Raw genomic sequence first — 22,189 nt, 5'->3', positions numbered from 1 at the left:
CTCCGGGGCCGCGCCGGGCGCGGCCGCTTGGGTCAGTGGGTCGGGCCGAGGAAGGCCAGCCAGCGGCGCTCCGCCAGGCGGAACAGGCCGATCAGGATGAAGGACACCGCCAGGTACAGCAACGCGGCCAGGCCGAAGGCCTGGAAGGTCAGGAAGGTGGCGGTGTTGGCGTCGCGGGCGATCTTGAGCAGGTCCGGCACCGTGGCGGTAAAGGCCAGGGTGGTGGAGTGCAGCATCATGATGACCTCGTTGCTGTAGAACGGCAGCGAACGGCGCAGCGCCGAGGGCAGGATCACGTGCACATAGAGGCGCCAGCCGTCCAGCCCATAGGCCTTGGCCGCCTCGACCTCGCCATGGGGCGTGTTGCGGATGGCCCCGGCGAAGATCTCGGTGGTGTAGGCGCAGGTGTTCAGGGCGAAGGCCAGGATGGTGCAATTCAGGCCGTCGCGAAAGAAACTGCCCAGCATCGGCTGGTCACGCACGAAGCCCAGGCTGTAGATGCCGGTGTAGCAGATCAGCAGCTGCAGATAGAGCGGGGTGCCACGGAAGACGTAGGTATAGAAGCCGATCGGCCAGCGCAGCCAGCGGCGCTCCGAAACCCGGGCTACCGACAGCGGCACCGAGACGATGAAGCCGATCACCACCGAGGCCACCAGCAGCCAGAGGGTCATGGCCAGGCCGGTGATGTGGTAGCCGTCGGTCCACAGCAGCGGTTTCCAGTATTGCTGCAGGAGTTCGATCATCGCTTGGCCTCCCGCACGCCGACGTGGTAGCGCCGTTCCAGCGCCCCGAGGATGGCGTTGGTCACGGCGGTGATGAGCAGATAGATGACGCCGGCGACGATCAGGAAGTAGAACAGCTTGAAGGTGCCCTTGCCGGCCTCCTGGGAGGCGCGGACCAGATCGGCCAGGCCGATGATGGAGACCAGCGCGGTGGCCTTGAGCAGCACCTGCCAGTTGTTGCCGATGCCGGGCAGGGCGAATCTCATCATCTGCGGAAAGGTGATCAGGGTGAAGGTCTGCCAGCGGGTCAGGCCGTAGGCCAGGGCCGCTTCGCCCTGGCCGCGCGGCACCGCGAGGATGGCGCCGCGAAAGGTCTCGGTGAAGTAGGCGCCATAGATGAAGCCGAGGGTGGCGATACCGGCGGCCATGGGATCGATGTCGATGTAGTCCCAGCCCATGTAGTCGGTGAGGGCGCCCAGCCAGTTCTGCAGGCTGTAGAAGATCAGCAGCATCAGCACCAGATCGGGCACGCCCCGGATCAGGGTGGTGTAGCTCTGGGCGATGAAGCGCAGGGGTGCGAGGCGCGACAGCTTGGCCGAGGCGCCGAGCAGGCCGAGGATGACCGCCACGATCAGCGCGAAGCCGGCGAGCTTGAGGGTCGTCAGGGTGCCTTCCAGGATCAGCGGGCCGTAGCCATGCAGGCTGAGCGTGCCCAGTCCGATGGACTGCAAGAAGGAGTCGAAGGAATTCTGCTGCATGCGTCTTGGGAGAATCGCCTGGTGAGGCCGCGGGCGCCACGGGCGCCAACGGTCATACGTAAAACGCCCCCGGTGGCACCGGGGGCGTCTGCCGAACCGACCTTACTTGGGATCGTAGAGGTTCAGGTCGCCGAAGTACTTCTTCTGGATCTTGTCGTAGGTGCCGTCGGCGTGGATGGCCGCGATGCCCTTGTTGACGAAGGTCTTGAACTCGTCGTTGCCCTTGCGGATACCGATGGCGGTATCGGCCGGCAGCAGCTCGTCGTGGATGGCGGTGTTGGTGTAGCCCTTGCCCTGGGGCGACTTCATGAAGCCACCTTCGGCCTGCAGCATGTCCTGCATGGCGACGTCGATACGACCGGACACCAGGTCGGCATACACCTGATCCTGGTTCTGGTAGCTCTGGACGTTGACGCCGTTGGGCGCCAGCTTCTGCTTGGCGAAGGTTTCCTGGATAGTGCCCTGCTGCACGCCGACGGTCTTGCCCTTCAGGCTTTCCGCGGTGGCCTGCAGGTTGGCGCCTTCCTTGGTGACCATGGAGGAGGGACCCGACCACAGCAGGTCGGAGAAGTCGATCTGCTCGGCACGCGCCGGGGTCTTGGTCAGCGAGGACAGGATGCCATCGAACTTGCGCGCGCGCAGGCCGGGGATCAGGCCGTCGAAGTCACTCACCACCCACTTGCACTTCACTTCCAGCTTTTCGCAGATGGCGTTGCCCAGCTCGATGTCGAAGCCGACGAAGCTGCCATCGGCGGCCTGGGATTCGAAGGGCGGATAGGTGGTATCCACACCGAAGCGGATCTCTTTCCATTCCTTGGCCATCGCCGAACCGGCGGCCAGACACAGGGCGAGCGCAGAGAGAGTCAGCCAGCTTTTTTTCATGTCGGATCCTAGTGCGAATGTGGATGAAATCATGGCGCCAGTACGACGCCCGTGCCCTCGCGGGAGCAATAAGCTTACCAGTCGGCGAAGATCGTCCCAAATCTGTACGCGGTTGCCGCGTTGGTTACATCCTGTAGCAGCCGACCCAGCCAAGCGGCGCGCATTATGCACCGGAAAGGCGCGGCTTTCCTGCCCGTGGCGGACGAACGCACTGCTTTGGGTCTAAAAAGACACGCGTGCGCCAAAGGTGGGCAAAAAGGTAGCAGAAGACCCAATTCGATAAGACATCGTATCTGCTCGGTAGCAATAGCGGCGTGCGGCTGTGTGCAAAGGAAACGGGAGCGAGGCGAGATGACCTTTCAGGGAGAAGCTGTGGTACCAGGCGATATCCAAGTGGCGACGGTTGATCAGGCTGCGGCGGTCGCCCGCGGTTTTCAGGCTTTCGTCAGCGCCCAGCATCCACAGTTGGCCGAGGAGTCGGCCGATATCCCGCTCCGATTGGTCGTCGTCGAGGATTCCAAGGTCATTGCTGGCCTCTCGGGTCGCGTGTTCTGGCAGGGTCTGGAGATCGAGGTGCTCTGGGTCGAAGAGCGGCATCGTCAGCGGGGATTAGGGCGGCAGCTCTTGCAGCGGGCGGAAGTCGAAGCTCGCGCCCTGGGGGCCCAGGTGGCCTATCTGCGTACTGCCCAGAGCGCAGCCTTCTATGAACGCTGTGGGTACCAGCACTGCGGCTTTCTGCCGCGACCGCTGGGGACAGGCCTGCACAGCTACCACAAGGCATTGGGCTAGCCGGTGGCGCGAGGCCTGGGCAGGCTACTGGCGCTGATCGCCCTGGCCGCCCTCTATGGGGCGCTGCATGATCAGGTCAGCTATGGCCTGGGTCCGGATTACTTCACCTGCCTGAAATTTCCGCAATTCGGCCTGCTCGACACGGCGCTGGCGCCTCATTGGCGAGCGGCCAGGGTCGGCCTGCAGGCCGGCGCGGTGGCCGGACTGCCGCTGGGCCTGGCGCTGCTCTGGCTCGCCCGCGGGCGGCCTGCCGGTGACCGCTATCTCTGGCGCGGCAGCGCGGCCGTGCTGCTCGGCGCACTGGGCTGCGCCCTGCTGGGCCTGGGCCTGGGTTGGCTCGCCCTGGAGCTGGGCAGCGTCCTGCAGGTGCCGGCCTGTGTGCAGGATCGTCGTGGTTTCCTGCTGGCGGCCTGGATGCACGATGGCAGCTACCTGGGCGCCTTGCTGGGGTTGCTGGTGTTCGCCTGGCGCAACCGACGTCGCCGTTGAAGGCGGGCGAGTCCCTGTTCGACGCCGGCCTCCAGCGCCAGAAAGAGCAGGGCGACCGCGCCGCCGAGCAGGGTGCTGCCGATCCGTTCGCGGGCGATGCTGGCCTCGGGCGCGCCGGCCAGGCCGACCATCAGTACCGTGGTGCCGGTGATGAACAGCGTCTGCAGCGAATAGCGCCCGTCCTGCAATAGATAGGCGCCCGCCGCGCACAGCAGGCAAGCGCCGGCCAGGACGGCGGGGGTGTCATCGAGCCAGACCACCGCGCCCGCCAGCAGGCAACCGGCCAGGGTGCCCCCCAACCGGCCGAGGCCGCGCCGCCAGGTGTCGCCCAGGCGCGGCTTGAGCACCAGCAGCGCGGTCATGGGCGCCCAGTAGCCGTGACCGTACTCCAGCAGGCCGGTCAGGGTCTGGCAGAGAGCGACCACGGCGGCGGCATAGAAGCCGTAGCGGCCGAGGCGAAACCTGTCCTCGAACAGCACCACGACCTCGTGGAGGTGGGCCCTCAGGTAGCCGGTGCGCAGCCGCCACTGGGAGCGGTAGAGCGCCTTTTGCATCAGGGCGAAGAGCACCAGTTGCAGCAGCCCGCCGCCCAGCACCAGGCCGCCCCGCAACAGCGCCTGCTGCAGGTCACCGGGAAAGCCACCGGCCACCAGCAGGGCCACCGTCCATTGCTGGGTGATCCACCAGGGACCGTTGCCAACGGCGAACAGCCAGGCACAGCAGGCGGCCCAGAGGGCACCGGCCAGGACCAGCGCCGGCAGCTGATGACCTAGCAGGGAGCCGACCACGGCGGAAAAGGCCATCCCCAGCGCCGCCACCAGCATCGGTGCCAGGGGTTCGGCGGCAAAGCTCTTGTAGGCGCCGAAGCCGACGGTATAGGCGCCGCCCAGGGCCACCACGCAGGGCAGCCAGGCACCCGTCCAGCCGCCGGCGAGCAGGATGATCGCCAACGCCGGCAGGCAGGCCAGCGCCAGGGCCCAGCGCGGTTCCCGCGGGGCCCCTATGGCGCCATCGGCGATCGGCGGCGCGGTCTGACCGGCCATGGGCTAGGCCAGCAGATTCTGCAAGATGTCGAGGGTATCGGCTTCGGCCACCGGCTTGTCGTGGCGCCAGCGCAGCATGCGCGGAAAGCGCACCGCGACGCCGCTCTTGTGGCGCTTGGACAGGGCGATGCCCTCGAAGCCCAGTTCGAACACCAGGGTCGGCTCGACGCTGCGCACCGGGCCGAACTTCTCCACCGTGGTGCGCCGGACGATGGCGTCGACCTTGCGCATCTCTTCGTCGGTCAGACCCGAATAGGCCTTGGCAAAGGGCACCAGGGTGCGTTCGCTGCTCTCCGGCGGACCGTCCCAGACGGCGAAGGTGTAGTCGGAATAGAGACTGGCGCGTCGCCCGTGGCCGCGCTGGGCATAGATGAGCACCGCATCCACCGAGAAGGGATCGACCTTCCACTTCCACCAGGTGCCCATGTCCTTGGTACGACCGACGCCATAGAGCGAATCCTGGGCCTTGAGCATCATGCCTTCGACGCCCAGGGTGCGGGAGGCCTCGCGCTGGCGGGCGAGATCCTGCCAGTCGCGCCCGTGCAGCAGCGGCGAGGGTCTCAGCAGCGGGCTGGCGCAACGGGCCACCACTTGCTCCAGCTCGGCGCGGCGCTGGCGTTGCGGCTGGCTGCGCAGGTCGTGGCCCTGCCATTCCAGCAGGTCGTAGGCCAGCAGGATGACCGGCACGTCTTCGAGAATCTTCTTGCCCAGGGTCTTGCGGCCGATGCGTTGCTGCAGCAGGGCGAAGGGTTGCACGCCGAAGGGGATGGGCGCGGCCGGATCGCGGCCATCCTGCTGCTCGTTCACCTCTTCGCTGCTGAGCAGGGTGTCGGGCGCGGCGTCTTCCTTCCAGACCACGATCTCGCCGTCGATCACGGTGCCATCGGGCAGCGCTTCCGCGAGGGGATGCAATTCGGGAAAACGATCGGTGACCAGGTCTTCGCCCCGCGACCAGATCCACAGCCGACCGTCGCGCTTGACCAGCTGGGCGCGGATGCCATCCCACTTCCATTCCACCTGCCAGTCCTCGGCCGGCCCCAGTTGCGCCTCGAACTGCTCCACCGGCAGTTGCAGGGCGTGGGCGAGAAAGAAGGGATAGGGCTGGCCGCCGCGCTGGGCGTGCTCGTCCGGACTTTCCGGGGCGACCAGGCGGGCATAGCCCTCGGCGGTGGGACGGTGGGAGAGATCGGTATAGCCCACCAGGCGCTGGGCGACGCGCTTGGGATCCAGATCCGCCAGGGTGGCCAGGGCCCGGGTCACCAGCAGCTTGGAGACACCGACACGGAATTCGCCGGTGATCAGCTTGATGCAGACCATCAGACTCTGCCGATCCAGCTGGCCCCACAGTGGCGGCAGGCGCTCGGCCAGCTCCTCCGGAGGCAGGCCGCGCAGGGGCAGCAGGTACTCCTCCAGCCAGAAGGCCAGGCCCTCGGCATTGGCGGCATCGGCGGTGGGAATCAGCAGGGCCATGGTCTCCGCCAGGTCACCCACCGCCTGGTAGCTCTCTTCGAACAGCCACTCGGGCAGGCCGGAGAGGGCCATGGTCAATTCGCGCAGCTGCCGGGTCGGCACCAGCCGACGGGGGCGGCCGCCGGCGAGGAAGTACACCGCCCAGGCGGCATCGGCGGCCGGGGCGCTGCCGAAGTAGTCCACCAGGGCCGCGAGCTTGGCATTGCTGGAGGTGGTGGCGTCGAGACGTCCGTAGAGTTCGGCGAAGGCCTTCATGCCTGGGCCTCCGCAGCGACGGGGGTGTCGTCTTCCTCACCGTATTCGGTGGTGAAGCCCTGGGCGTCCAGCCCCTGGTCGCGCAGGTAGCGCACCAGGGTGGCGACCGAGCCATGGGTGACCATCACCCGCTCGGCGCCGGTCTGCTCGATGGCCCACAGCAGGCCCGGCCAGTCGGCGTGGTCGGAGAGCACGAAGCCGCGATCCACGCCGCGTCGGCGGCGGGTGCCGCGCAGCATCATCCAGCCGCTGGCGAAGGCGTCGCTGTGCTCGCCGAAGCGGCGGATCCAGGTACTGCCCCCGGCCGAGGGCGGGGCGATGATCAGCGCCTGGCGCAACGTGGGATCGCTCTTCTTGAAATCACCGGCGTAGTGGGTCTCGGGAATGCGGATGCCGGCCTCGCGATAGACCCGGTTGAGGGGCTCCACCGCGCCATGGGCGAGGATGGGGCCGATCTCCGGATCGAGGCCGTGCAGCAGGCGTTGCGCCTTGCCGAAGGCATAGCTGTAGAGCACGCTGGCCAGCCCCTGGGCCTGGTTGGCGCGCCACCATTGGTTGACCTCGGCGAAGATCTCGGCCTGGGGTCGCCAACGATAGATCGGCAGGCCAAAGGTGGATTCGGTGATGAAGGTATGGCAGCGCACCGGCTCGAAGGGGGTGCAGGTGCCATCGGGTTCGACCTTGTAGTCGCCCGAGGCGACCCAGACCTCGCCACGGTATTCCAGACGCACCTGGGCCGACCCCAGCACATGGCCGGCCGGATGGAAGCTCAGCCTGACCCCGTGGTGGTCGATGACCTCGCCGTACTCCAGGGTCTGGAGGTTGATGTCGGCACCGAGCCGGGCGCGCAGGATGCCGGCACTGGCCGAGGTGGCGAGATAGTAACCGTTGCCTACCCGGGCATGGTCACCGTGGCCGTGGGTGATGACCGAACGTTCCACCGGATGCCAGGGATCGATGTAGAAGTCGCCGGGCGGGCAGTAGAGGCCGTCCGGGCGAGCGATGACGAGGTCCATGGGCGCCGCTCTGCTGGGGGATTACCCATAGGAACGGCGGCTGGGCTCCGGAGTTCGCCGCTCAGGCCTGGGCGGCGAAGCTCAGGGCCTGTTGCAGGGCGGCTTGGCCGACCACCTCGCCGATCACCAGGATCGCCGGGCTGCGCAGCTGGAAGAGGGCGGCGTCCACCTGCAGATCCTGCAGGGTCGAGCGGCACTCGCGCTGGCTGGGCAGGGAGGCGTTCTCGATCATGGCCACCGGGGTGGTCAGGGCCAGACCGCCGTCCAGCAGGCCCTGCTGGATCTCGGCCAGGCGCGCCACGCCCATGTAGACCACCAGGGTGGTGCCGGTGGCGGCCAGGGCCGGCCAATTGGGCGCGCTGTCGTCCTGGGTGTGGGCGGTGACCAGGGTCACGCCCCGGGCCACGCCTCTCAGGGTCAGGGAGATGCCGCAGGCGGTGGCGCCGGCCAGGCCGGCGGTGATGCCGTTGACGATCTCGCTGCTGACGCCACGGGCGGCCAGCCATTCGGCTTCCTCGCCGGCGCGACCGAAGATGCAGGGATCGCCGCCCTTGAGCCGGGCCACGCAACGGCCCTGGCGGGCATAGCGCAACATCAGTCGATGGATGAAGGCCTGGGGCGTGGAGCGGCAACCGCCGCGCTTGCCGACGCGGATCACCCGGGCGTTCGGGCAGTGTTCGAGCACCGCCGGATTGACCAGATCATCGATCATCACCACCTCGGCCTCGGCCAGGGCGCGCACGGCCTTGAGGGTCAGCAATTCGGGATCGCCGGGGCCGGCACCGATCAACCAGACTTTCCCGCTCATGTAGTGACCTCTCGTATCCAGGGTGGCGACTGTAACGCAAAAAAAAGGCGTCCCGCTGCAAGCAGCTGGGACGCCTTTGTCCGGAGGGTCTTTCCTCGCCGTTGAAGAAAGACCTATGTTGTCTGAGGATTTGCAGGCTTCGTGCCAGTTGCCCCTGCGAGACAAACCCTGGGTTTGCGCGCCCGGGAGACCGTAAAATCGCCCCGTTTCGAGGCGTGTTGCCTTGAAACGGTGCGAATGGTCAGGCTACGGCACCGGGGTGGCTGTGCTTCTCGTAGAGGAAGCTCAGCACCGCGTGGCGATAGCCGTTGTAGCGGGGATCGTCGACCAGGGTGATGCGATCGCGCGGCCGCGGCAGGTCGATGGTGAGGATCTCGCCGATGGTGGCCGCCGGGCCGTTGGTCATCATGACGATGCGATCCGAGAGCAGCACCGCCTCGTCCACGTCGTGGGTGATCATCATCACGGTGTTGCGCAATTCGCTCTGGATGCGCATCACCTCATCCTGCAGATGCGCCCGGGTGAGGGCGTCCAGGGCGCCGAAGGGCTCGTCCAGCAAGAGCACCTTGGGCTCCATGGCCAGGGCCCGGGCGATGCCGACCCGCTGCTTCATGCCACCGGAAATCTCGCTGGGTCTTTTGTGCAGGGCATGGCTCATGTTGACCATTTCCAGGTTGTGCAGCGTCCAGGCATGGCGCTCGGCCTTGCTCTTGGCGCCCCTGAACACCTTGTCCACCGCTAGGGCGACGTTCTCGTAGACCGTCAGCCAGGGCAGCAGCGAGTGGTTCTGGAACACCAGGCTGCGCTCCGGACCAGGACCGCGGACCTCGCGGTTCTCCAGCAGGATGGAGCCGGAGGTGGGTTCGATCAGGCCGGCGACGATGTTGAGCACCGTCGACTTGCCGCAGCCGGAGTGGCCGATGATGGAGATGTACTCGCCGCGTTCGATCTTGAGGTTGACGTCGCGCAGCACCGTGGAGGTCAGGCCGTTGCGGGTGAAGCTCTTGTCGACGTGCTCGATGCTCAGGTAGGGCTGGGCCATGGTGGGAGTCCTCTAGTTCGCGGTGCCGCGGGTGACCAGCCGGCCGATGAGGGCCACCAGCCGGTCGAGCAGGAAGCCGATGACGCCGACGTAGACCAGCGCCAGGATGATGTCGCTGATGCGCGAGGCGTTCCAGGCATCCCAGATGAAGAAGCCGATGCCCACGCCACCGATCAGCATCTCGGCGGCGATGATGGCCAGCCACGACAGGCCCACGCCGATGCGCAGGCCGGAGAAGATGTAGGGCGCGGCGGCCGGCAGCATGATCTTCTGGAAGTATTCCCAGCCATTCAGGCGCAGGACGCGCGCCACGTTGCGGTAGTCCTCGGGGATGTTGCGGATGCCTACCGAGGTATTGATGATGATCGGCCAGATGGCGGTGATGAAGATGACGAACAGCGCCGAGGGGTGGCTGTCCTTGAAGCCGGCCAGGGACAGCGGCAGCCAGGCCAGTGGCGGCACGGTGCGCAGGACCTGGAACAGCGGATCGAGGCCGCGCATGGCCCAGGCCGACTGGCCCACCAGCACGCCCAGGGCGATACCCACCACGGCGGCCATCAGGTAGCCGTAGGCGACGCGTTCGAGGCTGGCCAGCAGTTGCCAGGCCATGCCCACGTCATTGCCGCCGTTGTCGTAGAAGGGCTGGGTGATCAGCTCCCAGGTGTCGTTGACCACCTGGCTCGGCGGCGGCAGGGCCGCGCCGGGGCGACTGCACAGCAGTTGCCAGACGATCAGCAGCAGGGCGCCCACCACCAGCGGTGGCAGGCCATTGCGCAGCACCTGCTGGCCGAAGCGACGCAGACGGGTTTGCGGACGAAAGGTCGCGAGGGCCTTGGGCGGCCGGGTGTGGGCGTTCATCGGCGGCACTCCTTGAGGGATGGTGGACGTTAGGCCTTGAGCGTCAGGCTGGCGAGATAGGCCTTGGGATCGGCGGGGTCAAACACCTTGCCGTCGAAGAAGCTTTCCTTGCCGCGCGAGTTGCCGGCGGGAATGTCGCCGGCCGGGACACCAATGGCCGCCGCCGCTTCGCGCCAGAGATCGGCGCGGTTGACCTTGGCGATCAGGCCCTGGGCATCCAGGTCGCCGGGTAGATAGCCCCAGCGCTGGTTCTCGGTAATGAACCAGAGGTCGTGGCTCTGGTAGGGGAAGGAGGCATGCTCGTTCCAGAACTTCATCAGGTGCGGACTGTTCTGCACCACCCGGCCGGTACCGTAGTCGAAGGTGCCCTGCAGGCGGCCGACCACGTCCTCGGCGGGCGCGCCGATCCAGCGCCGCTTGGCGCAGATCTCGGCGACCTTCGGCTTGTTCGCCGCCACGTCGCAGTATTGCTGGGCCTCCAGTACCGCCTTGAGCAGCGCCACGGTGGCCTTGGGATTGGCCTGGACATAGTCGCCGCGCAGGGCCAGGGCCTTCTCGGGGTGATTGGCCCAGAGCTCGCCGGTGGTCAGGGCGCTGTAGCCGATGTTCTGCTTGATCAGCTGGGCGTTCCAGGGCTCGCCGACGCAGAAGGTGTCCATGTTGCCGACCTTCATGTTGGCGACCATCTGCGCCGGGGGCACCACCAGGGTGGTGATGTCCTTGTTCGGGTCGATACCGTTGGCCGCCAGCCAGTAGCGAATCCACAGATCATGGGTGCCGCCTGGGAAGGTCATGGCGGCCGAGGTCTTCTTGCCAGCGGCCTGGCGCGCGGCCAGGGCGGTCTTGAAGCCGCTGGCGTCTAGGCCGACCTTTTGCTCCTTGTAGTCGTTTGACAGGGAGATGCCTTGGCCGTCGACGTTCAGCCGTGCCAGCAGCGCCATGGGCAGCGGCTGGCCGTTGGGGGTGATCTTGCCGGAGGCCAGGTGATAGACCATGGGGGTGAGGATGTGGGCGCCGTCGATGCCATTGGCCGCCGAGCCCAGCACCAGGTTGTCGCGGGTGGTGCCCCAGGAGGATTGCTTGAGCACCTCCACCTCGGTCATGCCGTGCTTGGCGAACAGCCCCAGTTCGTCGGCGACGAACAGCGGCGCGGCATCGGTGAGGGCGATGAAGCCCAGTTTGGCCTTGGTCGTCTCCACGGCATCGCTGCCGGAGGCCCAGGCGGCGGACCTCAGCCCGGGTGGCAGCAGCGTGAGCGCGGCGCCAGCGCCCAGTACCCCGAGCGACTGCTTGAGGAAACTGCGGCGGGGGAGTCCGCGACCGGCCTGGTCATCGTTACGCGAGCTGTCGTCCATCGTCCTTCCTTATTTCGCGGGCACAAAAAAAGGCATCCACTCTCGGCAGGCTTGGGCTGCGAGCGTGGACACCTTCGTCCGGGGATTGCTGTGGGAGCGCGAGGCGCTCGCCAGGACTTTTGCAGGGACTGTGCCAAGCCCGGAATCCCGGGCGATCCAGGCCTTTGCGGGTCTTGGGCGCACAGTCAGGGGGCGTTTCTCTGCCAGGGTGCGCCCTGGCAGCGCATGGAGGGTGCCGAACGGGCCCGGGCAGCACGATGGCCAATACTGATCGATGAATAGTGCCGACCTAGGGCTCCTGGCCGAGTAGCTGCCGGACCAGCTCGGGCAGCGGCCGGCCGCTGCGCATCGCCAGCCGCTGCAGATGCTGGTGGGCGTCCGCCTCCGGCAGTTGCAGTTGCTGCATGAGCTGCTGCTTGGCGCGCTCCAGCAGCTTGCGCTCGACCAGGGAGCGGCGGGTTTCCTGCAGCTCCGCCTCCACCTCATGCAGGCGTCGGGTCTGCTCGTGCAGCAATTCGAGGATGCCGGGCTGACCTTCGCCTGGCCGGGCTTCACCCAGCGGATTGGCGGTCAGGCTGAACAGCAGCGGCGTGCTCGGCTCGCGGTCGAGCTCGGCCAGGCGGCGGGACAGCTTGCGATGGCTGTCCAGGTCCGCCCGGGCCTGGGCGATGCTCTTCGCACAGCGCGCGCGGAGTTCCAGGACCAGGTGCTGGGCGACCCCCTGCATGGCGTCCAGGCGGCGGGTATTGAGTTCGAACCAGAGTTCGGCCAGCGCCGGCTCCACCTGGGCACTCGCCGAGGTGCGCTGGGCGACGCCGCGCAGCCGTTCGATCTGCGGCCGCGAGGCGCACTCCTGCACCCCGTGCCAGAGGACCAGGGCCTGGGGATCGGCATGATCGAGGAAACCGGCGAAGCAACGGGCCTGGCCACTGTCCAGGTCGTCGAGACGGGCCAGCAGCACGGCATCGAAATGACCCTGGGCGAAGCCGACCACGCCGGTCGCCCGGGCCTGGCCCGCCAGTTCCTTGCCCTGCATGAAGTTGAACAGCGCCACCAGGGCCCGGCTGAGACCCGGGTCGCTCGCCGTGTCGGCCGCCTCGAAGATGACCGCCAGCAAGCCGCCGATCAGGTGCGAGAAGGCCGCGGTGGCCTCTTCCATTCCCAGGCGCCGGTCGAGCACGCCGCGCCTCAGACCCGGCAGGCCATCGAGCAGGTGCAGGACACAGGCGATGCGGTTGAGCAGGCGCGGGCGATCCTGGGCCAGGCTGGCGTCGAAGGTGTCCAGGCCTTCGCGCAGACGCGTCTCGCTGCAGCGCGTCGTCGCCGAATGCCGTTCCAGGGCGCCGCGATAGCGATCGCTGCCCGTCCCCAGCAGGATATTGCTGAAGCCGCGCTCGCGCTGCAGGTCATGTACCAGCGCGCTAGCGACCTCCACCAGCTCGCAGGTCAGGGCAAGACCCTCCAGTTGCTGCAGTTCGCAACGGCGGGCCGCCAGCATGAAACGCAGGGCAGGGGGCATCTGGCGATCGGACATGGGGCGAGACTCGAGCAGGAGGCTGGCCACTGGCCTGCAAAAGCTGCTCCAGACCGGGACGCCTCAGTGGCGATAGAGCCACAACAGCACGAGCACCAGGTTGGCCAGAAGCGACAGGGTCGCGACCACCTGCCAGGTGCGCAGCGGATCGCGGTGCAGCAGCGGCAGGGCGCGGACCGGCGGTTGCCGCTCGCCCTGCTCCAGTAGCAGCAGGGCTTCTTCCGCGGTTTCGAAGCGCTCGGCGGGGTCGACCGCCACGGCCCGCTGCAGCCAGTCGTCGAGCCAGGCCGGTACATCCGGACGCCGGCGCAGGGCGCTGGCCGGCGTGCCGAAGCGTGGGCGCTGGAAGGGCTCCACCTCGCCGTAGGGATAAGCACCGGTCAGCAGCTGATAGAGGGTCACCCCGGCCGCATAGAGATCCTGGGCGGGACTCGGCTCGGCACCTTCGAAGGATTCCGGCGCCCGGTAGCTGGGGGTGCCCGGACTGTCCTGCAGATCCTGGGACAGTTGCGGACAGTAGGCCAGGCCGAAGTCCAGCAGGCGCAGTTCACCATCCTGGCCGCGGTGCAGATTGTCCGGCTTGATGTCGCGGTGAAGGATGTTGCGTCTGTGCAACTGGCCGAGCGCACGCAACAGGCGCGAGGCGACGTCCAGCCAGTCGGCCAGGGCCAGGGGCCCGTCGCTGGTCAGCTGTTGCGCCAGGGTGCGCCCCGGATATTCGCGCTGCACGAAATAGAGGTGGGCGCGCCGTGGCAGCGGATGCACCTCGACGAAGGCGCGGCCGGCGACGCGCCGCAGGAACCACTCCTCCATGAGCAGGGCATGACCGGCCAGGGTGTCGAATTGCAGCGCCGCGGGGAGGGTCTTGAGCAGCCAGGGGCGGCCACCCTCGTCGGTGACCCGGTAGAGCAGCGATTGCCGCGACTCGGCCAGGCGCTCCACCACCGTCCAGCCTTCGAAGGCCTGGCCGGGCTTCAGGGCGGGCAGCGGCGGCCAGGTGTCGGCATTGGCCAGGGTATCGGCCAGGGAGATGTCCGGCAGGCGATCGACCCGCACCAGCAGTGCGCTGGCATTGTCCTGGCCGCCGGCATGCAGGGCGCCAGCCACCAGCGCCTGGGCGGTCGCGTCCAGATCGCTGACGCCGTCGACGAGGATGCGCCTCATGCTGTCTTCGCCCAGCGCGGCCCAGACCCCATCGCTTACCAGCAGCAGGGTTTCGCCGGCTTCCAGCTCGCCTTCGCGAAAATCCACCACCAGGTGGTTTTCCAGCCCCAGGGCGCGGGTCAGCACATGCTGCATGCCGGCCTGCTGCCAGACGTGGTCGACGGTGAGACAGGTCAGCCGTTCGCCGTGCCAGCGATAGGCGCGGCAATCGCCGACATGGGCCAGGGTGTAGCGCCGGCCGCGGATCACCAGGGCGGTGAGGGTGGTCAGCAGTGGCTGGCCATTGCCGGCGGCCTGCAGCCAGCGATTCTGCGCCAGCAGCAGCCGTTCCAGCGCCTGGGCCACCGGCCAGGTTTCCGGAGTGGAGTAGTAGTCCTGGGCCAGGGCCTGAAGGGTGGCGCGCGCCGCCAGGCCACCGTCCGGACAACCGCTGACGCCATCGGCGAGGGCGAACAGATGCCCCTTGGTCGCCGCCAGCGCCGCGCTGGGCTGGACACTGCGCAAGGCGTCCTGGTTTTCCTTGCGCGGACCGGTCGCAGTGGCTTCGGCGAAGGCGAGTTCTAGGGGCATGGACGGGGCGCCAGGGGAGAGAGAAGGCGAGCGATGCAAAAGCGATACCCGCTCGACCGACGCCCCCGGTCCGTCACCAGATTTCCACGCGCTGCTCGTCCGGCCGGACCATGGCATCGCCCGCCTTGCAGCTGAAGGCCTGGGCGAAGGCCGGCATGTTGGATGGCGCGCCGATGGCACGGAATCTCATGGGCGCATGGGGATCGGTGTTGAGGAACAGGCGCGCCTGCTCTTCACGGATCGAGCCCCGCCAGACCCGCGCCCAGTTGAGGAAGAAGCGCTGGTCCTGGGTATAGCCGTCGATCTTCCGGGCAGCCTCTTCCGGCTTCTTCGCCAGGGCCAGTTGCAGGGCGTCATAGGCGGCATTGATGCCGCCGAGGTCGCCGATATTCTCGCCCAGGGTGAGCTTGCCGTTGACGTGCAGTTCCGGATGGTCCGGCAGCGGCCGATAACCGTCGAATTGCTGCACCAGCTTGCCGGTGCGGGCCTCGAAGGCCTTGCGGTCGGCTGGGGTCCACCAGTCGACCTGGTTGCCGGCACCGTCGAACTTGCTGCCCTGGTCGTCGAAGCCATGGCTGGCCTCGTGGCCGATCACCGCGCCGATGCCGCCGTAGTTGATGGCGTCGTCGCCGTCCGGATAGAAGAAGGGCGGCTGCAGGATGGCCGCGGGGAAGTTGATGGTGTTGTCGGTGGGGCTGTAGTAGGCGTTGACCGTCTGCGGATACATGCCCCATTCCTTGCGGTCGGTGGGCTTGCCGATCTTGTCCAGGTCATGCCGGTAGTTGAAGCGCGAGGCGGCTTCCAGGTTGGCATAGAATCCCTGGGGCTGGAGGCTCAGGCCGCTCCAGTCACGCCAGCGCTCTGGATAGCCGATCTTGGGCAGGAAGCTGTCCCACTTGGCCAGCGCCTTCTGCTTGGTCTCAGGGCTCATCCAGTCGAGCTGCTCGATGCGCGCCTTGAGCGCCAGCATCACGTTGTCCACCAGTTCCTGGGCGCGGGCCTTGGCCTGGGGCGAGAAATGCTCCTGCACATAGAGCTGGCCGAGACCTTCGCCCATGGCGCCGTTGACCGCGCGCAGCACCCGCTTCCAGCGCTCGCTCTGCTGCTGCTGGCCGCTCAGGGTCTTCTGGTTGAACTCGAAGCTCTCCTGCTGGAAGGGTCGGGACAGCAGCGGCGCGGCGTCGTCGATCACATGGGCACGCAGATAGGCCTGCCACTGCTCGACGGGGGTCTCCGCCAGCATCCTGTCGAATTCGGCGAAGAAGCCCGGCTGGGACAGCGAAAAGCCCTGCTGGCCGGTGACGCCCTGGCTGGCGAAGAAGGCCTGCCAGTCGAAGTGCGGCGTCACCTGGTTGGCCTCGGCGAAGCTCAGGTAGTGATACTGGTTTTCCGGATTGCGCAGCTCCACCGGCTTGACCGAGGCGCGCGCCAGGCGACTTTCGAAGGCCAGCACCAGTTCGGCCTGGGCGGCGGCCCTGGCCTTGGGTACGCCAGTCAGAACCAGCAGCCGGGCGATGTGGCCCAGATAGGCCTGGCGCAGCTTGGCGTAGTCGGCTTCGGTGTAGTAGTCGGGTGTCGGCAGGCCCAGGCCGCCCTGGTAGGCATAGGCGATCTGCTGTTTGGCATTCTGGTAGTCGGCGCCGGAGCCGAAGGAGAACACCTGCATGTCGCCGCGGGCGAAGCTCTGTTGCAGGTACTTCACGACATCGGCTGTGGTGCGCAATCCGTCGATGGCCGCGAGTTGCGCCTGGATCGGCCGATAGCCGGCGCGCTCGATGGCGGCCTCGTCCATGCCCGAGCGATACAGCCAGCCGATCTTCTGTTCCACCGAGCCCGCTGCCGCGCGATCGGCCCTGCGGGCCGCCCGCTGCAGGATGGCGTGCTGGTCGTTGAGCGATTTCTCCCCCAGGGCCATGAAGGAACCCCAGCGCGACTTGTCCGGCGGGATCGGATTGGCGGCGACCCACTTCTGGTTGACGAAGGTGTCGAGGTCGCTGCAGGCGGTGGCGGGGTCACCCAGTTCGGTGACGTCGAAGACAGTGGCGGCTAAGGCCTGGCCGCCGAGCAGCAGGCCGATGGCGAGGGTGAGGGGTTTCAACGCAGGCATGGGAGAAAAGGGTCTCCAGGAAAGGACAGGAAAAGCAGGGTAGGGCGCCGAGGGTAGCGGTCGGGGCGCGACCCTGCCAAGGGCGGGTCTCTTGCGGACCCCAGAAACGACGATCCCCGCCGAAGCGGGGATCGTGGGCGACGTCCTGGATCAGAACACCGTCAGCTGCGCCAGTTGCAGCAGCGGCTGCGGATAGACGCCGAGGACGAAGGTCGCGATGGAAATGGCGATCAGCATCACGCCACCGGCGCGCTGACCCCAGTTCATCGGCGCATCGTGGCGCTGCAGGCCCTGCTCGGTCAGGTACAGGGTGACCATCACGCGCAGGTAATAGAACAGGCCGATGGCGCTGCCCAGCACGATGGCCGCGGTCTGCCACCACATGCCCGCTTCCACGCCCACGGTGATGACGTAGAACTTGCCGATGAAACCGGCGGTGAGCGGGATGCCGGCCAGGGACAGCATCATCACCGTCAGCGCCGCGGTCAGGTACGGACGGCGCCAGAACAGGCCGCGGTACTCGAACAGGGCATCGGCGTCACGCTGGCCGTTGCTCGGGCTGGACATCAGGGTGATCACGCCGAACGCGCCCAGGCTGGTGAAGACATAGGTCACCAGGTAGACCGCCACGGCTTCCATCGACAGGCCTTCGCCCGAGGCCACTGCCACCAGCAGGTAGCCGAAGTGGGAGATGGAGGAGTAACCCAGCAGACGCTTGAGGTTGCTCTGCATCAGCGCCAGCAGGTTGCCCACCAGCATGGAGGCGATGGCGATGAAGGCGATGGCATCGTGCAGCCAGCCGTCTTCGGTGGCCATGGGCATGGTCTGGAACACCCGTACCAGCACGGCGAAGACGGCGACCTTGCTGGCGGTGGCCAGGAAGGCGCCGACCGGCGCCGGGGCACCCTCGTAGACGTCCGGGGTCCAGAGGTGGAAGGGCACCAGGGACAGCTTGAAGCCGAGACCGACGATCAGCATGCCCAGGCCGATTTCCATCAGCAGGCCGGTGCTGGCCGGGGCGTCCATCTGCATGCCGATGTCGGCGAAGTTGAGGCTGCCGGACTGGGCGTAGAGCAGGGCCATGCCGAACAGCAGGATGGCCGAACCGGCGGCGGACAGCACCAGGTACTTCATGCCGGCTTCCAGGGAACGGCGATTGAAGTAGCTGTAGGCCACCAGGCCGTAGACCGGTACCGACAGCAGTTCCAGGCCGATGAACAGACCGGCGACGTTCTGCGCCGCCACCAGCACCAGGCCGCCGGTGGCGGAGATCAGCAGCAGCAGGTACAGCTCTTCGCGATTGCCCGGATAGCCTTCCATGTAGGCATGCGACAGGGTCATGCAGGCCAGGGTGGCGATCAGGATCAGCGCCATGTAGAAGCAGGTGAAGCCGTCGATGCGCAGCAGCGGGGTGACGTCGATGGCGCCGACGCCCAAAGCCGGAATGCAGGACAGCAGGGCCAGGTTGAGACCGATCACGCCCAGGGTCGGGATGATGGTGTGATCCCGCCGCCAGGCGATGCCCAGCATCACCACCACGGCGGTGAAGCCGGTGATGATGATCGGCAGGAGGGCGATGAAGTGTTCGTAGGTAAAGGTCATGGCGCTCTTACCGGGCGGAAACGAGAGAGGAGAAGGCTTCGCCGAGCCACTGCTGGACACCGGCCATGCTCGCGGCCGAGGTATCCAGCACCGGCTGCGGATAGACGCCGAGCAGCACCAGCAGCACGCCAAGCAACAGCAGCATCGACAGTTCCCGTGCGTTCAGACCCGGCAGGGCGCCTTCGGCCTTGGCCGGACCGAAGTAGGCGCGGTGGATCATGATCAGCGAGTAGACCGAGGCGAACACCAGGCCGAAGGTGGCGATGACGGTGATCATCGGCACCACCGGGAAGGCGCCCAGCAGGATCAGGAATTCGCCGACGAAGTTGCCGGTACCCGGCAGACCCAGAGAAGCCGAGGCGAAGAACAGACTCAGGGCGGGCAGGTAGGGCACCCGCGCCCAGAGCCCGCCCATCTGGCGCATGTCACGGGTGTGCATGCGCTCATAGAGCTGGCCGCAGAGGATGAACAGGCCGGCGGCGGAGAGGCCGTGGGCGATCATCTGGACCACCACGCCCTGCAGCGCCTGGGGGCTGCCGGAGTAGATGCCGATCAGCACGAAGCCCATGTGCGAGACGCTGGAGTAGGCCACCAGGCGCTTGATGTCGGTCTGGGCGAACGACAGGATGGCGCCGTAGAAGATGCCGATGATGCCCAGCCACATGGCGATCGGCGCGAATTCCGCCGAGGCGTTGGGGAACAGCGGAATGGCGAAGCGCAGCAGGCCGTAGGCGGCGGTCTTGAGCAGGATGCCGGCGAGGTCGACGGAACCGGCGGTCGGCGCCTGGGCGTGGGCATCCGGCAGCCAGGAGTGCACCGGCACCACCGGCAGCTTCACCGCGAAGGCGATGAAGAAGCCCAACATCAGCAGGTATTCCAGCTTGGGATCCAGTTGCAGCTGCAGCAGGTCTTCGTAGTCGAAGGTCAGGACGCCGGTCGCACCGTAGTTCACCAGCACCAGGGCGATGATCGCCACCAGCATGATCAGACCGCTGGCCTGGGTGAAGATGAAAAACTTGGTGGCGGCGGTGATGCGGCTCTTCTTGCCGTCCGCGGAGCTATGGCCCCACAGCGCGATCAGGAAGTACATCGGCACCAGCATCATTTCCCAGAAGAAGAAGAACAGGAACAGGTCCAGCGCCAGGAACACCCCCACCACGCCGCCGATGATCCACAGCAGGTTGAGGTGGAAGAAGCCGACGTGGCGCTGCACTTCGCGCCAGGAGCAGGTCACCGCCAGCACACCGAGCAGGCCGGTGAGCAGGATCATCAGCAGCGACAGGCCGTCGAGACCGAAGTGCAGGCTGATGCCGAAGCGCGGAATCCAGTTCATCTGGAATTCCGCGGTCCAGGCGGTTTCGGCGCCAGGGGCCGGAGCCAGGCTGTAGTCGCCGTGGGCCCACAGCCACAGGCCGAGCACCAGCTCCAGCAGCATGGTGAACAGAGCGATCCAGCGGGGCACCAGCGGGCCGGTCTTTTCCGTGAGGAAGCAGAGCAGGCCGCCGATGAAGGGGATCAGGATTAGCCAGGGCAGAAGCATGACGTGTACTTATCCTTAGTCAGGGGGTCAGGCCAGCAGCAGCGCGCCGAGCAGCAGCACGGCGCCTCCCACGATGGAAGCCGCGTACCAGCGCAGACGGCCGTTCTCGGTGATGCTCAGTGCCAGGTTGCCACCGCGCGCCAGCATCGGGATCAGGCCGATGGCCTGGTCGATGGGATCGCGGCGCAGCAGGCGGGCCAGCAGCAGGTACGGCTTGACGAAGATCAGGTCGTACAGCCAGTCGAAGCCCCAGGCGTGATACCACCAGGTCCCGAAGAAGCGACCCGGTGCGCTCTTGGCCAGGCCGTTCACGAAGGAACGCTTGCCGAGGAAGAGCAGGGCGGCCAGCAGGATACCGGCAATGGCGATGGCCCCCGAGGTGATCTCCAGCGAGTGCTTGGCTTCGCCACCGGCATGGCCGATGGATTCCGGCAGCACACCGGCCAGCGGCGGCACGATCATCGCGCCGACAAAGGTCGAGAGCACCAGCAGCACCGCCAGCGGCAGGTTGTGGGCGATGCCGTGGCCGGCATGGGCCTCGGTGTGCGCCTGGCCGTGGAAGGTGATGAAGATCAGGCGGAAGGTGTAGATCGAGGTCAGGAAGGCACCGGCCAGGCCTGCATAGAGCAGGTAGGTGTGACCGCTGGCCATGGCTTCCCAGAGGATCTCGTCCTTGGAGTAGAAGCCGGCGGTGACCAGCGGCAGCGCCGCCAGGGCCGAACCACCCACCACGAAGCTGGCGTAGGCCAGGGGAATCTTCTTCCACAGGCCGCCCATCTTGAAGATGTTCTGCTCGTGGTGGCAGGCCAGGATCACCGAACCCGAGGCGAGGAACAGCAGCGCCTTGAAGAAGGCGTGGATCATCAGGTGGAAGATCGCCGGTTGCCAGGCGCCGACACCCAGGGCCAGGAACATGTAGCCGATCTGGCTCATGGTCGAATAGGCCAGGATGCGCTTGATGTCGGTCTGCACCAGGGCGGCGAAACCGGCCAGCACCAGGGTCACGGCACCGACGATGCCGACCAGGTGCAGGATCTCCGGTGCCAGCAGGAACAGGCCATGGGTCCGGGCGATCAGGTAGACGCCCGCGGTCACCATGGTCGCCGCGTGGATCAGGGCGGAGACCGGAGTGGGACCGGCCATGGCGTCCGCCAGCCAGGTCTGCAGCGGCAGCTGGGCCGACTTGCCGACGGCGCCGCCGAGCAGGGCCAGGGTGGCCAGCACGATCAGCGGATCGCCGCTGGCGAAGACGTCGGGCGCCTTCTGCAGCAGCTCCTGGATGTCCAGGGTGCCCAGGGTCATGAACAGGATGAACAGACCGAAGGCCATGAAGACGTCACCGACACGGGTGACGATGAAGGCCTTCAGCGCCGCGTTGCCGTTGGCGCGCTCGCTGTAGTAGAAGCCGATCAGCAGATAGCTGCACAGGCCCACGCCTTCCCAACCGAAGTACAGCAGCAGCAGGTTGTCGCCGAGAACGAGCAGCAACATGCTGAAGATGAACAGGTTGGTGTAGGCGAAGAAGCGCGAGTAGCCCTCTTCACCGCGCATGTACCAGGAGGCGAACAGGTGGATCAGGAAGCCGACGCCGGTAACCACGCCGAGCATGGTCAGCGACAGGCCGTCCAGGTAGAGCGCCATGTTGGGCGCGAAGCCCTCCACGTTCATCCACTGCCAGAGGACGAGGGTCAGGTGACCGTCGGCGGGCGGCGCGACGTGGAAGTTCCAGCCGACCCAGGCGGCGACCAGCGCCGCCAGGCCCACCGAACCCACGCCGATCAGCGCGGAGAGATTCTCCGACAGCCGACCGCGGGAAAAGGCCAGCAGGAAGTAGCCGACCAGGGGAAAGGCGAAGGTGAGGGGTAGCAGGTTCATCCGTGCATCTCGCTGGCGGCATCGACGTCGAGGGTGTGGAAGCGGCGATAGAGCTGCAGCAGGATCGCCAGGCCGATACTGGCCTCGGCGGCGGCCAGGCTCAGCACCAGGATGAACATCACCTGGCCGTCGGGGGCGCCCCAACGGCTACCCGCGACCACGAAGGCCAGGGCGGCGGCGTTCATCATGATTTCCAGACTCATGAGCACGAAGAGGATGTTGCGGCGGACCATCAGGCCCACCAGGCCAAGGGCGAACAGGGCGCCGGCGAGGGCCAGGCCGTGTTCCAGAGGTATGGCGTTCATTGGCT

The 22,189-nt window shown here is 67.0% G+C and carries 19 protein-coding genes; 2 read left to right on the top strand and 17 right to left on the bottom strand.

Translation table 11 applies throughout. The features are described from left to right. Nucleotides 1-32: 32 nt before the first annotated feature. The 3 genes from PSK12I2_RS0120180 to PSK12I2_RS0120170 all read right to left on the bottom strand — a co-directional run bounded on the left by PSK12I2_RS0120180 (nt 33) and on the right by PSK12I2_RS0120170 (nt 2,362). The gene (locus tag PSK12I2_RS0120180) at nt 33-743 is read right to left on the bottom strand and encodes an ABC transporter permease (RefSeq protein WP_007158912.1); all 711 of its coding nucleotides are present in this window, start codon (nt 741-743) and stop codon (nt 33-35) included. Then, complete coding sequence (locus PSK12I2_RS0120175) at nt 740-1,480, bottom strand: ABC transporter permease (RefSeq protein WP_007158911.1); 741 nt, start codon at nt 1,478-1,480, stop codon at nt 740-742. Before PSK12I2_RS0120175 ends, PSK12I2_RS0120180 begins: the two co-directional genes overlap by 4 nt. A 102-nt stretch (nt 1,481-1,582) precedes the next feature. Then, nucleotides 1,583-2,362 carry a transporter substrate-binding domain-containing protein gene (locus PSK12I2_RS0120170; protein ID WP_007158910.1) on the bottom strand — a complete coding sequence of 260 codons (780 nt, stop codon included), beginning with the start codon at nt 2,360-2,362 and terminating at the stop codon, nt 1,583-1,585. A gap of 393 nt (nt 2,363-2,755) precedes the next feature. Between PSK12I2_RS0120170 and PSK12I2_RS25110 the strand changes: the two genes are divergently transcribed. Together PSK12I2_RS25110 and PSK12I2_RS0120160 are read left to right on the top strand one after the other, a co-directional pair. Then, complete coding sequence (locus PSK12I2_RS25110; protein WP_177324660.1) at nt 2,756-3,151, top strand: GNAT family N-acetyltransferase; 396 nt, start codon at nt 2,756-2,758, stop codon at nt 3,149-3,151. Nucleotides 3,152-3,154: 3 nt separating this feature from the next. Then, on the top strand, nt 3,155-3,640 hold the full coding sequence (locus tag PSK12I2_RS0120160; protein ID WP_027599810.1) for a hypothetical protein: 486 nt from the start codon (nt 3,155-3,157) through the stop codon (nt 3,638-3,640). Here PSK12I2_RS0120160 and PSK12I2_RS0120155 read toward each other — a convergent pair. The 14 genes from PSK12I2_RS0120155 to nuoK form a co-directional block, all read right to left on the bottom strand. Continuing rightward, nucleotides 3,580-4,683, bottom strand: coding sequence for an FUSC family protein (locus tag PSK12I2_RS0120155; protein WP_027599809.1), 1,104 nt, complete (start codon nt 4,681-4,683; stop codon nt 3,580-3,582). The two genes, PSK12I2_RS0120160 and PSK12I2_RS0120155, sit on opposite strands and share 61 nt — an antisense overlap. A gap of 3 nt (nt 4,684-4,686) precedes the next feature. Then, nucleotides 4,687-6,408 (bottom strand): ATP-dependent DNA ligase, encoded by a 1,722-nt coding sequence (locus PSK12I2_RS0120150; RefSeq protein WP_027599808.1) that lies wholly within the window; start codon nt 6,406-6,408, stop codon nt 4,687-4,689. After that, complete coding sequence (locus PSK12I2_RS0120145) at nt 6,405-7,424, bottom strand: ligase-associated DNA damage response exonuclease (RefSeq protein WP_027599807.1); 1,020 nt, start codon at nt 7,422-7,424, stop codon at nt 6,405-6,407. The genes PSK12I2_RS0120150 and PSK12I2_RS0120145 overlap by 4 nt, the downstream gene beginning before the upstream one ends. A gap of 61 nt (nt 7,425-7,485) precedes the next feature. After that, nucleotides 7,486-8,232, bottom strand: a complete 747-nt coding sequence (cobA, locus tag PSK12I2_RS0120140) for a uroporphyrinogen-III C-methyltransferase (RefSeq protein ID WP_027599806.1) — start codon at nt 8,230-8,232, stop codon at nt 7,486-7,488. Nucleotides 8,233-8,473: 241 nt separating this feature from the next. Further along, nucleotides 8,474-9,274, bottom strand: a complete 801-nt coding sequence (locus tag PSK12I2_RS0120135; protein ID WP_017642296.1) for an ABC transporter ATP-binding protein — start codon at nt 9,272-9,274, stop codon at nt 8,474-8,476. A 12-nt stretch (nt 9,275-9,286) separates the two neighbouring features. Then, on the bottom strand, nt 9,287-10,132 hold the full coding sequence (gene ntrB / locus PSK12I2_RS0120130) for a nitrate ABC transporter permease (protein WP_017642297.1): 846 nt from the start codon (nt 10,130-10,132) through the stop codon (nt 9,287-9,289). 29 nt (nt 10,133-10,161) lie between these two features. After that, nucleotides 10,162-11,487 carry a CmpA/NrtA family ABC transporter substrate-binding protein gene (locus PSK12I2_RS0120125; protein WP_027599805.1) on the bottom strand — a complete coding sequence of 442 codons (1,326 nt, stop codon included), beginning with the start codon at nt 11,485-11,487 and terminating at the stop codon, nt 10,162-10,164. Nucleotides 11,488-11,776: 289 nt separating this feature from the next. Continuing rightward, a complete protein-coding gene (locus PSK12I2_RS0120120; protein WP_027599804.1) occupies nt 11,777-13,021 on the bottom strand; it encodes a nitrate regulatory protein in 1,245 nt (414 codons plus the stop codon). Nucleotides 13,022-13,084: 63 nt separating this feature from the next. Beyond that, entirely contained in the window at nt 13,085-14,755 is a 1,671-nt protein-coding gene (locus tag PSK12I2_RS0120115) for a bifunctional protein-serine/threonine kinase/phosphatase (RefSeq protein ID WP_027599803.1), read from the bottom strand. A gap of 73 nt (nt 14,756-14,828) precedes the next feature. Then, entirely contained in the window at nt 14,829-16,862 is a 2,034-nt protein-coding gene (locus PSK12I2_RS0120110) for a M13 family metallopeptidase (RefSeq protein ID WP_177324659.1), read from the bottom strand. 150 nt (nt 16,863-17,012) lie between these two features. Then, nucleotides 17,013-18,464, bottom strand: a complete 1,452-nt coding sequence (nuoN, locus tag PSK12I2_RS0120105; RefSeq protein WP_027599801.1) for an NADH-quinone oxidoreductase subunit NuoN — start codon at nt 18,462-18,464, stop codon at nt 17,013-17,015. Between the two features lie 7 nt (nt 18,465-18,471). After that, the gene (gene nuoM / locus PSK12I2_RS0120100; RefSeq protein ID WP_007158896.1) at nt 18,472-20,004 is read right to left on the bottom strand and encodes an NADH-quinone oxidoreductase subunit M; all 1,533 of its coding nucleotides are present in this window, start codon (nt 20,002-20,004) and stop codon (nt 18,472-18,474) included. A 27-nt stretch (nt 20,005-20,031) separates the two neighbouring features. After that, nucleotides 20,032-21,879 carry an NADH-quinone oxidoreductase subunit L gene (nuoL, locus tag PSK12I2_RS0120095; protein WP_027599800.1) on the bottom strand — a complete coding sequence of 616 codons (1,848 nt, stop codon included), beginning with the start codon at nt 21,877-21,879 and terminating at the stop codon, nt 20,032-20,034. Then, nucleotides 21,876-22,184, bottom strand: coding sequence for an NADH-quinone oxidoreductase subunit NuoK (nuoK, locus tag PSK12I2_RS0120090; RefSeq protein ID WP_007158894.1), 309 nt, complete (start codon nt 22,182-22,184; stop codon nt 21,876-21,878). Before nuoK ends, nuoL begins: the two co-directional genes overlap by 4 nt. Between the last annotated feature and the right edge of the window lie 5 nt (nt 22,185-22,189).

Source organism: Pseudomonas sp. MOIL14HWK12:I2 (assembly GCF_000510745.1).
In the GTDB taxonomy this organism is placed as follows: Bacteria; Pseudomonadota; Gammaproteobacteria; order Pseudomonadales; family Pseudomonadaceae; genus Chryseomonas; species Chryseomonas oryzihabitans.
The sequence above is the reverse complement of the archived record's forward strand: the minus strand, read 5'-3'. Positions and strand labels throughout refer to the sequence as shown.